The organism is Nostoc sp. 'Peltigera membranacea cyanobiont' 210A (assembly GCF_002246015.1).
GTDB lineage: Bacteria > Cyanobacteriota > Cyanobacteriia > Cyanobacteriales > Nostocaceae > Nostoc.
This window is the reverse complement of the sequence record NZ_NOLJ01000004.1, coordinates 523590-534932: the sequence shown is the minus strand read 5'-3', so window position 1 is coordinate 534932 and position 11343 is coordinate 523590. Positions and strand designations below refer to the sequence as shown.

The 11343-nt window shown below is 40.3% G+C and carries 9 protein-coding genes; 7 read left to right on the top strand and 2 right to left on the bottom strand.

Annotated features, from left to right (window positions below):
* Positions 1-351 precede the first annotated feature (351 nt).
* The 7 genes from apcA to CDG76_RS15210 all read left to right on the top strand — a co-directional run bounded on the left by apcA (position 352) and on the right by CDG76_RS15210 (position 6802).
* Positions 352-840 (top strand): allophycocyanin subunit alpha, encoded by a 489-nt coding sequence (gene apcA, locus CDG76_RS15240; RefSeq protein ID WP_094349823.1) that lies wholly within the window; start codon positions 352-354, stop codon positions 838-840.
* A 57-nt stretch (positions 841-897) separates the two neighbouring features.
* Positions 898-1386, top strand: coding sequence for an allophycocyanin subunit beta (gene apcB, locus CDG76_RS15235; protein ID WP_094349822.1), 489 nt, complete (start codon positions 898-900; stop codon positions 1384-1386).
* Positions 1387-1608: 222 nt separating this feature from the next.
* Positions 1609-1815: a phycobilisome linker polypeptide gene (locus CDG76_RS15230; protein WP_094349821.1), complete on the top strand. Its 207-nt coding sequence runs from the start codon at positions 1609-1611 to the stop codon at positions 1813-1815.
* Positions 1816-2421: 606 nt separating this feature from the next.
* Positions 2422-2973 (top strand): heme NO-binding domain-containing protein, encoded by a 552-nt coding sequence (locus CDG76_RS15225; RefSeq protein ID WP_094350013.1) that lies wholly within the window; start codon positions 2422-2424, stop codon positions 2971-2973.
* A gap of 10 nt (positions 2974-2983) precedes the next feature.
* A complete protein-coding gene (locus CDG76_RS15220; RefSeq protein WP_094349820.1) occupies positions 2984-4429 on the top strand; it encodes a sensor histidine kinase in 1446 nt (481 codons plus the stop codon).
* 267 nt (positions 4430-4696) lie between these two features.
* On the top strand, positions 4697-5899 hold the full coding sequence (locus CDG76_RS15215; RefSeq protein WP_094349819.1) for an FtsW/RodA/SpoVE family cell cycle protein: 1203 nt from the start codon (positions 4697-4699) through the stop codon (positions 5897-5899).
* A gap of 57 nt (positions 5900-5956) precedes the next feature.
* Complete coding sequence (locus tag CDG76_RS15210) at positions 5957-6802, top strand: class I SAM-dependent methyltransferase (protein ID WP_094349818.1); 846 nt, start codon at positions 5957-5959, stop codon at positions 6800-6802.
* Here the strand turns inward: CDG76_RS15210 and CDG76_RS15205 are convergent.
* A complete protein-coding gene (locus CDG76_RS15205; protein WP_094349817.1) occupies positions 6777-9083 on the bottom strand; it encodes a COG1470 family protein in 2307 nt (768 codons plus the stop codon). The two genes, CDG76_RS15210 and CDG76_RS15205, sit on opposite strands and share 26 nt — an antisense overlap.
* A 13-nt stretch (positions 9084-9096) precedes the next feature.
* Positions 9097-11331: a hypothetical protein gene (locus CDG76_RS15200; RefSeq protein ID WP_094349816.1), complete on the bottom strand. Its 2235-nt coding sequence runs from the start codon at positions 11329-11331 to the stop codon at positions 9097-9099.
* Between the last annotated feature and the right edge of the window lie 12 nt (positions 11332-11343).

Here is an 11343-nt window from a genome sequence, read left to right as displayed (position 1 = left end):
GATTATTTACTGTTCCCTATCCCCTGTAACCTTTCCCCTGTCCCCTTCTTAACCTTTCGTAATACCGCTCTCAGATTGCAGTTAAAACAGTAAATTCTGAAAAGCAATATTACAAAGTATTAAGAGCAGTCATAAATGCTCAACAGAATGCCGGAAAATGTTTTGCGGAAGGTAACTGAGTTTGAAAGCTTGTGTACTAATCTTGACTCAAGCAAACTCGTAATTTTTTAGCCGTAGCAGTTGTGAAACTGTTGTGTCTAAAAGGACGAGAAAACAAACTCAGTAAACCAAACTCAAAGTCGCACCAGTTTAATCAAATCCTGGTTTCATTCGTATTGGAGGAATCCATTAATGAGTATTGTCACGAAAGCTATCGTGAATGCTGATGCAGAAGCCCGCTACCTCAGCCCTGGTGAGTTAGATCGGATCAAGTCCTTTGTTGCAAGTGGCGAGCGCCGTGTGCGGATTGCTCAAGTTTTATCAGAAAATCGCGAACGGCTCGTTAAGCAAGCTGGCGATCAACTTTTCCAAAAGCGTCCTGATGTTGTGTCTCCTGGTGGTAACGCTTACGGTCAAGAATTGACTGCTACTTGTCTGCGTGACCTAGATTATTACCTCCGCCTCGTTACCTACGGTATCGTTGCTGGTGATGTCACCCCCATCGAAGAAATTGGTGTTATTGGTGCCCGTGAACTGTACAAGTCCTTGGGAACTCCTATCGATGGTGTTGCTGAAGGTATCCGTGGGCTGAAGAATGGAGCTTCGACATTGCTCTCTGGTGATGACGCTAGTGAAGCTAGTGGCTACTTCGACTACCTAGTTGGCGCCCTTCTAGGATAGGGTGAAGCTGTTTACCTACTGATATTGCAATACGGTTGGAAATAAGGAATTAACAACATGGCTCAAGACGCAATTACCGCTGTCATTAACTCCGCAGACGTTCAAGGTAAATACTTAGACGCTTCTGCTTTACAAAAGCTAAAAGGCTACTTCGCCACTGGCGAACTACGGGTACGTGCTGCTAGCACAATCAGCGCTAACGCTGCTGCGATCGTCAAAGAAGCTGTAGCAAAATCTTTGCTATACTCTGACATCACCCGTCCCGGCGGCAACATGTACACCACTCGCCGTTATGCTGCTTGCATCCGCGATTTGGACTATTACCTCCGCTATGCCACCTACGCTATGTTAGCTGGCGATCCTTCCATCCTAGATGAGCGTGTGCTCAATGGCTTGAAGGAAACCTATAACTCCTTGGGCGTTCCCGTCGGTGCTACCGTACAAGCTATCCAAGCAATCAAAGAAGTAACCGCCAGTTTGGTAGGTTCTGATGCTGGTAAGGAAATGGGCGTTTACTTAGACTATATCTCCTCTGGCTTAAGCTAAGAACTAGTTTGCGCTTAAGAATTTAGGTGCGGCTTTATTAAGGTCTGGAAATCAGCCGTGAGTGCTAGAACGTTATATTGCTTATCTTGGTAAATTATCAGTGATGAGTGTTGGTGGTCTAGTATTGATGTTTGATTTCCAGCCTTTGAATGATTAAAAGATTTGCACTCAAGATTTTGAGATAAAAAAGTTTTCACAAGGTATACAGGAGATTTTCAAAATATGTCCCGTTTGTTTAAAATTACTGCTCTAGTTCCCAGCCAAACCCGAATTCGTACCCAACGCGAACTGCAAAATACTTACTTCACTAAGCTAGTTCCTTATGAAAACTGGTTCCGCGAACAGCAACGCATTCAAAAAGCAGGTGGCACAATTATCAAGGTGGAACTGGCAACTGGTAAGCAAGGCGCTAATACTGGCTTGTCGTAATTCTGTAAATAGAATATTATTTTAGGGAATTGGTAAGAGGTCGAGAAAGACCTCTTTTTTGTTGAGAATTGATACTACAAAAAACCTGGTAATTGAACAATATAGCAGTTCTCGTTTGGATACAACATATTGTAAGCGATCGCGCATTAGTGATTATCCTAAAAGTTCTTCTAGCACCATTTTTTCCAAGTTATCCTAAATTGACTAAATAACTCATGCATCCAAAGCCATTTCATTTTCAAAACGAATCTGGCTGTTAAAACATATATATCCAGTATTTCTGTCTTATCAGACTAAATTGATTAAAACAAACATAAGTTAAATATAAATAAATAAATACTTAAAAATTTTAGTTCCCCATCCATCAAACCCTCAAAAATAGCTAGGTAAAAGGAATAAGTAAAAATACGGTTGTAATACCGAAGGCTTGTAGCATTAAAATATGAATAGTTTTCCTTATTTTTTCGGTTTTTAAAGCTGTAATAAAACATTTCAAGGTTTGAATACAAAAAATTTTGTCATTTAAATAACCTTTTTAAGAAATTAGTTATCGAGTCTTGGGCAAATATCACAAAGCAAAGTTAGGTGCAGCAAGAAGAGGCTTCCATGTACGGATTAGTGAACAAGGCGATTCAAGATATGGTGTGCAGTCGCTTTGGCGAAGAGACTTGGAAAAAAATTAAGCACAAAGCAGAGGTGGATGTAGATGTTTTCCTCAGTATGGAAGGCTACCCCGATGACATCACCCACAAGCTGGTAAAAGCTGCTAGTGTCATTCTGGGCTTACCTTCGTCACAGATTATGCAAGCTTTTGGAGAATTTTGGGTTCAGTACACAGCCCAAGAAGGCTATGGCGAAATGATGGATATGAGTGGAGATACACTACCTGAGTTTTTAGAAAACCTTGATAATCTTCATGCTCGCGTGGGAGTTAGCTTTCCTAAACTCCAACCCCCATCATTTGAGTGTACTGATATGGAGGAAAATTCCCTGAGCTTACATTATCGCTCTGATAGAGAAGGGTTAACGCCAATGATTCTTGGACTAGTTGAGGGATTGGGAACCAGGTTTGATACAGAAGTTAATATTACCCAAACTCAGAGTCGAGATGAGGGTGCTGAACACGATCAATTTTTAGTGATTTATAAACCAAATTGAATGCATTAGCATGGCTCCTCCTCACCTTACACTTTCGCCAGCAAATCTGGCGAAAGCTTTTCCCTTCCACTTTGCCTTTAGCCGTAATCGGGAAATTGTACAAGCTGGTGATGTTTTAGAGCGCATTTGTCCTGAACCGCTAGTTGGTAGATTGATTGAGCAGCATTTCCAGATTAATCGGCCAAAAATTTTGGTCGATTTTGACGCTATTACTAAACAGTCTCGCGCTCTGTTCATATTAGAGTTGATCCACAATGGAATGCAGCTCAAGGGTCAGATGATGTATCAACCAGAGCAGGAGGTGATATTTTTTTTAGGTTCTCCCTGGATTACAGATACAACTAGCCTGGCTCCTCTGGGTATCAAACTGAAAGACTTTGCAATTCACGACCCAATTGTTGATTTTCTGTTTCTACTGCAAGCTCAGAATACTGCTTTGGTTGATGCCAAAAAGTTAACAAGCGAACTGGAACAGCAAAGGGCAGAACTACGGAGTGCGCTACAAATCAAGGAGAATTTAGCGGAAGCTGAGGCTCAATCCAAAAAATTGGAAAAATCCCTTCGTGACCTACAAAAAACTCAAGCCCAATTAGTCCATGCTGAGAAAATGTCCAGTCTGGGGCAATTAGTTGCAGGAATTGCTCACGAAATTAACAACCCCGTTAACTTTATTTACGGTAATCTGAAATATACAAAAGATTATACGCAGTGTTTGCTGAAGCTTGTGCATCTTTACCAACAATTTTATGCCAATCCTGTGTCAGAAATTCAAGAATACATTAAAGAAATTGAGTTAGATTTTTTACTAGATGATTTGCCAAAAATTCTAAATTCGATGGAAGTAGGAGCCGAAAGAATTTCTGAAATTGTCTTGTCCCTGCGGAATTTCTCTCGTCTTGATGAAGCGGAGAAGAAAAGTGTTGATATTCACCAGGGACTGGATAGTACTTTGTTGATTTTACAGAGTCGCTTCAAGAAGGGTGTCGATCATCCTGGGATCAAAGTAGTAAAAAATTATGGAAATTTGCCTTTAGTAGATTGCTACCCTGGTCAACTCAATCAAGTATTCATGAATATTATTAGTAATGCAATTGATGCGCTCGATAACTATGATAGTAAACGTGCGATCGCAGAAATTCATGCTAATTCTAATACAATTACAATTACTACAGAAGTCATCGAAACGAAGTGTGTAATCCGAATTGCTGATAATGGTTCAGGAATGACCAAAGCAGTTAAAGAACGACTGTTTGATCCATTTTTCACCACTAAGCCTGTAGGTAAGGGTACAGGATTAGGTTTATCAATTAGCTATCAGATTGTAGTTGAAAAACATGGGGGAACACTAAGATGTATATCAGAACCAGGGCAGGGAACTGAGTTCTGGATTGAAATTCCCCTGTCTATGGACAGACAAGCAGTTAATTGCGTTAAATCATTAAGTTTAATTAAATAAATATCCTCGGAATCCAGCTTATAGGAATACTTTTAGTCAATTTTCGAGCGATCGCTCTTAACTATAGCAATTCTAATTTATTAGTATAAAATAATACTTTTCTGTTGCGGATTAGAGATTGTAATTTGTCAGAAATATTGAATTAGTGGTGTATTGAAGTTAACAACTTTAAGATTTATGGTTGTAAAGCCTACTTATGAGTTATAAGTTATGATTTATGAGTTTTATTTTTAACTCCTAATTTCTAACTTTTTACCTGTACCGATCGTGAATCTACGCCGCCTGATTCCAATTTTTGATAGTTCAGTCTCCAACTGGGCATTAGAAGCGCGGTTGTTGCGCTGGTTAACGTTGATTTGGCTGTTCGTCGGCTTGGTCATGCTATTTTCAGCATCTTATCCTGTCGCTGATGCCCGTCAGAATGATGGGTTGTACTACTTTAAACGTCAACTGCTTTGGGTCTTAGTTTCCTTAATTGGATTCAATATTATTGTTAATTCGCCATTGCAGAAAATTTTGGGACTATCCCATTGGTTTTTGTTGCTGTTTTTGGGGTTAATTTTTGTCACACTGATCCCAGGATTGGGAAGAAAAGCTTTTGATGCAGCGCGTTGGATTGCGATCGGGCCAATTCCGATTCAACCTTCAGAACTAATTAAACCCTTTTTAGTGTTGCAAAGTGCGCGGCTTTTTGGTCAGTGGGAACGAATTAGTTGGCGAGTTCGCTTCGCGTGGTTGGGTGTTTTTGGTCTGGTACTTTTAGGAATTCTTGCCCAGCCCAACTTGAGTACAACGGCACTTTGCGGCATGACTATCTGGCTAATTGCTCTAGCAGCTGGCTTACCTTACAAGTACCTGGGAGGAACAGCAATTGGTGGAGTGATGTTGGCACTACTTAGTATTAGTATTAAAGAGTATCAGCGTAAGCGGGTGATGTCATTCCTCAATCCTTGGGCGGATGCTACAGGTGATGGCTACCAGTTGGTGCAAAGTCTACTAGCTGTGGGCTCTGGTAAAACTTGGGGGGCTGGATATGGGCTTTCTCAACAAAAGCTGTTTTATTTACCAATTCAAGATACTGATTTTATTTTTGCGGTGTTCGCTGAAGAGTTTGGCTTTGTTGGCAGTATGGTGTTGTTGGTACTTTTAGCTACATTTGCTACTCTCGGATTAGTTGTGGCACTGAAGGCTAAAAATATAGTACATAGATTAGTAGCGATCGGTGTGACGACTTTGATGGTGGGACAATCATTGCTCCACATCGGTGTTGCTACAGGTTCTCTACCGACTACTGGCTTACCTTTACCCATGTTTAGTTATGGTGGTAATTCTATGATTGCCAGCTTAATAGCTGCTGGGTTGTTGATTCGGGTAGCACGTGAGAGTAGTGAAGCTGAGGTCGTACCGTTGCGAAAACCTCAGCTTGAAAATGGGCGCAGACGCCGAGCTTTTCATAAAACTAGGAATTGAGCTAGCAAAAGCGACGATAGACAAAATTTTACACTCTTTGCAGAAATTGAATAGATTATGGAAGACTTAAAACAAGCAATAATCAGCTACTCCAGCACAGAACTCGAACAGCGCAAACATTGGTATTCTCCGGCAGCAGAAGCTTACAATCAAGCAAGACCACGTTATCCTCAAGATTTGATTCACCAACTTGTGGAACTTGCTCAACTCTCCACTAACTCAAAAATTCTAGAAGTGGGATGTGGCCCTGGAACTGCAACAGTAGCGATCGCTCAATTGGGTTGCTCTATAATCTGCTTAGAACCTAATCCAGATTTTTTCAGGTTAGCTCAACAGAATTGTCAATCATATTCCAATGTAGAGATAGAGAACACATCCTTTGAAGAGTGGGAACTCAAGCCACTTGAATTTGATGCCATTTTAGCAGCCAGTTCTTTTCATTGGATATCACCAGAAGTTGGATATCCAAAAGCAGCAAATGCCCTGCAAGAGAATGGCTACCTGATTTTATTGTGGAATAAGGAACTTCAACCCAGCTACGAAGTATACCAAAGTTTATCGCAAGTCTATCAACTACATACTCCATCTCTTGATCGATATGAAGATCAAAAAACTCAAGAATATATCTTGACACAATTAGGAAATATGGCCATTGATTCGGGGCAATTCCAAAATTTGAGAACAGGACAAGTTATCTCAGAAGTAACCTACACTGTCGATGAATATTTAACACTTTTGAACACTTACTCGCCATACATAAAATTAGATCCAGAAACTAAAAAGTCTTTATTTTTGGGATTGAGGCATTGCATAGAAGATGATTTTGGAGGCAGTCTGCAACTTTCATATATCTCTGCTTTTCACATTGCCCAAAAAGTTACCTCTGAGGTAAGGGAGTCTTAAATGGGCTATTGCTAGGTGGCAGAATGGGTGGAATTGGGTTAATGCCAGGTATAGGAGTAGGCACTACTTTTTTGAGCACTGTGATTGCAAACCCTCTTTGCTGGGGTTGTTGCTTACCAGATATATCATTGACTAGCAGTCCGATTTGAGGGGGGAAGGCTTGATTGACTGGAAGCTTCATTGAACCAACTGCTGGAACGTCATTGCCGTATGGTAGAAGTTTAACCTGAATATTTTCTCCCTCTACTCTCCAACTCAGGGTAGCAGATTCACCTTCCTTGAGAACCAGATTTGGTTGTTCGCTACCGTTAATTCTAAAAGAGACAATTTTAAATGGTTTTGGTAATATTCCAATTTTTGATTCAGTCTTTTTAAAACTAGTTTTTTGACTTCCATTGTTAGGAAAGGCTTTGATTTCAAATACAAAGTTTCCGGCTTTAGTTGCTAAAAGAGGAATATTTGTACATCGCAGTTGTTGATTCTGTTGTGTACATAGCTTTTGAAGTTTCGGGTCGGTAATATTACCTTGATTAAATTTATAAGTAATTGGCTCATTATATAATGTACCATCATCTGCGCTGCCAGCGATTTGAATTTGTGCTAACAATAATGGACGGGCAATTGCCCAGCTTAAAAGAATATTTTGACCTTTTGTATACACTGGTTTATCTGGTTGAAAACTAAGTACTTCAGCAATTTGTTTTTCAGCTATTTCTACTTGGGTGGTTTGGCTAGCTACTTTGTTATTAGGAGAAAATATTTGTATACCATTGCGATAAAAGGCTTGTAACTCAAAAGTGTAATTCCCTTTTGTTTTCACTCCAGTTTTAACGTTGCTACAAATTAACTCTTGTTTATCTTGTACCTGACAAGCAGGGATTTCATTAGCACTTCCTTTACCCAGTGTTTCAGGAATGCCATTGCTAAAGTCATAAGTAATAGGCTGAATAGGTTGGGAACCTTTAGCCGTCAAAACTAACTTTTTTAACTGTTTATATTGATGAATTTCCCAGTTTAAAGCTACCTCATCACCTTCAGTAATTTGAGAGTCATTTGCACTAAAATTTTCTAATCTCAAAGGATCGGGGTTTAAAATTCGCCAAATGATAAATCCTATCCCTCCCAATAACCCCAAAATTGCCAAAATTAACAGAAGAAATTGCCACCAAGGACGCGGTTTCCATACCAAAGTTCCTTGAGGCAATGTGTTAGGCAAGGGTAAATTTTGTGGGTCTTTAATGTCGAGTTGAAAGTTGACTACTAGCCCTGCACCAAACCACGGTCGTCGCCACCAAGGTTTGGGTTTGACCGTCAAATTAGCCACAGCACTTCTATTAGGTAATAATCTGACTTCAGTAGGATCAAATTTGTAAGTATATAGTTCTTCTTCGTCTCGACTTTTTAAGTTTAATATCAGTTCGCGGACAATATTGCCCTGGTTAGCTAGTGATAACTCGTACTTACCAAGACTACGGCTAACTTGTCCCAAAATGGTATGAAGTTCTATATCTAAGCGATAATTTGTCGGAATTTGGATATACACCAAATCCAGCAGTACTAAGTCTGGAGAGTTTTCTGAATACAAGCGGATTGTCGGCGAATAGCTTCCCGCAAGGGTATCCCCAGGTGGGTGAAATTTCAACAATATTTGACCTTGAGTACCAGGATTGAGTTCTAGTGCAGTCACGTCAGACACTAATCCTGGCCCCTCAAATCCAGTTGCAGGATAATTAATTGTGAACCAATCATCGTCTAAATCTGGACAACTCAAGCGGAATCTATCTACAAGATAAGAGCGATTATCAACTATTACCTCCACTTGCAGAGGCTCACTAGAATTGAAAATTAACGGTTTGTTAGGGTTGGTGTTAGGTCTGATGGAAAATGTCGGGTCGTTCACCCGAATTGCAGTCTGTTCTTTTAGTAGAACCTTAATTTGGTTTGCGAAAGTTATGGGAGTATCTTGTGGATAATGTAGAGGAGAATCTACGACTAGTGTATAGTCATAGGTTCCTGGGAGAGCATTTGCGGCGATTTGAAACTCAAACCTTACTTCGTCACTATTTTGCCCTGAAGCTAATGCTAAACTTTCTCTAGGAGAACTAGACCAGCCGGTTAAATTTTGAAATACTTCATCAAAAACAAAATATAAGTCAATAACCGCACTTTGATTTCCCTGATTGATTACAACAATATAGAGTTCAATGGTATCTCCTGGCATCCCAAATTGAATTCCAGGTGGGTTGATAATAACTTGCAGTGGATTGAATTTAGCTTGCATGTCATTGATTCCCTTATTTGATGCGGTGTAATTTGACCTGAAAATCTTCATCACCACTCACAATCATGGTTCCTTGATTAGTTTTCAAATCGATACTATTGATTTTTTTAGAGCTTTTATAAATTTGTTTACCTTCTGCTGCTTTTGTTTTGTCGAGTTTATGTTCGGGAGTTAAGTACCAAACTAAGACTCGTCCATCATCGCCACCACTTACTAAGAGACTACCATCGTCACTAAATGCTAGAGTCCGCACAGATGTTTTTGATGCTGACCAACGGTCTAGTTGCAAACAATTAAGTTCATTTACTTTTTCTAGCGGATTCGGATTTTTGATAGTTTGACACTGATTTAAATCCCAAATCGTAATAAATCCCGCAGAATCAGAAGTTGCAAGGATTTTTCCTGTTGAGTCAGGAACAAAAGCTAATCCCCAAATATAATCTTCAGGCCCAACTAATGGGTCTAGTTTTTCTAGATTTTGCACTGATAAACTTGGGGATTGTTTATCAGATTGAGTTTGATTCCACTGCCACAATATAAAACGCTTAAAGTTTCCAGCAATTACTAGAGTTTTTGCATCTGGGCTGAGATTTAATGCCCGGACTTGGAAACCTGAGAGTTTCAATCTACTTTGTACGTCAATAACTTGCGGTTCTGGTAGAAAATCACTGTTAGGCGCTGGTCTTGACCATAGTCTCACTTTACCACTGCCATAACCACTGAATAAGTTAAGTGAGTTGGAGGTAAAAGCTAAATCAAAAACGCGATCGCCTTTTGCTTTAGGATCTTTAAGGTCTTGAAGTTGGTTAATCTTTACACCTGAAGGAACATCTCTGAGTTCAATTACACCATTATCTAAACCAACAGCAACACGATTATTTTGTAATGGCATAAAGCGTAAGACTTGTACTGCGTCATCAGTAATCGCCATCAATCCTTTGGGCTGTTGCGGTTGATCGCAAGCAAGGGGCTGCCCAGCGTATGTTACTGTATCATCGGGGTCTAAACTATCAGCACCAATTCTCCAAAGCCTTAAGGTGCAATCATCTGATCCACTGACCACAGATAAACCAATGCCACTAAAACGCACTGAGTTTACAGAACGCGTATGCATTACACCTCTTGGTTGCAGGATTAATGCTAGGAGTGCAGCTAAAAGTGCGATCGCAGCTAATTGTAGCCATAAAGGTATAATTGGCAGAGTCTTTACTTCTAATGTCTGCGTGGCTGGGTCTGTACTCCCTAAACGTTGATCGGATAATTCCGATTTAGCCTCCAGCAACAAAGTTTTGCCGATTCCAATCCAAGGACGTTTTGTTTTAACATCGAGGATGACTTTACTTGTCTCTCCTAGATGAAGATTGGCAGTTTCGGGAAGCTTTTTAAAACTACATTTTCGCCAGTCTCTACCCTGCACCTGCACATTAATTTCCTGGTTGAGATTGCTAGCATTTTTAAATAGTAATTCAAAGGAAGCTGTATCAGATTTCCAGTCAGGCAACCATGCCGATTTACTGGGAATTTTCAGGTGTTTTTCGGTGGTAGTAAAGTCTATAAAACCCACTGGCAAAACTTCAATATTGCCTTCAGCATTAGTTGGATAACCATTATTGCTAACAGCTTCAATAGTAAAAGGATAATTTTGACTGGGCGCTTGCACTACAGAAGGAGGTTGGCATTGGAATGTAGCTTCTGCCAAACCACCTGGATCTAAGGGTAATCGGCGTTCTGCACTACCAGCCAGCCAAGACGGATCGACGCCTGTAAAACGTAGCATTACCTCAGTTGGTTGTTGCCCTAAGTTCCTCACCCGTACTGGTATATCGACAGAATTGCGGGGATAAACTTGGAACTCTCGTACAGGCAGTTCTACACTTAAATGTGTTGGTCTATTGTCTCGCTCGATTTTCAGGCGTAGCACAAGTCTGGACTGTTGTGCTAATTGCGGTGAAAAAATATTTACCATCAGGTTGACAGTACCAACAAATCCCGGAATCGGTGTATTGAATACGAAAACTTGGAAGATGGTACTACTGCCCGGTGGCTTGGCTGCCGCTACCTCTGGTTCGAGTCTATACCAGCGATATCCTGTGTTGCGGATTTCTCCGGCTGCGGTAATTTCTATCTGAAAATTGACGAAGCGATCGCTATCATTATTGACAGTTACCTCAAATGATACAGGAGTATCACCTGGACGAAAGGTTAGGTTCTGAGTAGAAAGGCTGGCATTAATAACACTTTTTTCCATGCTATTACTTAT

Excerpts from the sequence above, each read along its gene's own strand:
- apcA (WP_094349823.1), top strand. The coding sequence starts at position 352 with ATGAGTATTGTCACGAAAGCTATCGTGAATGCTGATGCAGAAGCCCGC.
- CDG76_RS15205 (WP_094349817.1), bottom strand. The coding sequence starts at position 9,083 with ATGCAAGCTAAATTCAATCCACTGCAAGTTATTATCAACCCACCTGGA.
- CDG76_RS15200 (WP_094349816.1), bottom strand. The coding sequence starts at position 11,331 with ATGGAAAAAAGTGTTATTAATGCCAGCCTTTCTACTCAGAACCTAACC.
- CDG76_RS15210 (WP_094349818.1), top strand. The coding sequence starts at position 5,957 with ATGGAAGACTTAAAACAAGCAATAATCAGCTACTCCAGCACAGAACTC.
- CDG76_RS15230 (WP_094349821.1), top strand. The coding sequence starts at position 1,609 with ATGTCCCGTTTGTTTAAAATTACTGCTCTAGTTCCCAGCCAAACCCGA.
- CDG76_RS15225 (WP_094350013.1), top strand. The coding sequence starts at position 2,422 with ATGTACGGATTAGTGAACAAGGCGATTCAAGATATGGTGTGCAGTCGC.
- CDG76_RS15220 (WP_094349820.1), top strand. The coding sequence starts at position 2,984 with ATGGCTCCTCCTCACCTTACACTTTCGCCAGCAAATCTGGCGAAAGCT.
- apcB (WP_094349822.1), top strand. The coding sequence starts at position 898 with ATGGCTCAAGACGCAATTACCGCTGTCATTAACTCCGCAGACGTTCAA.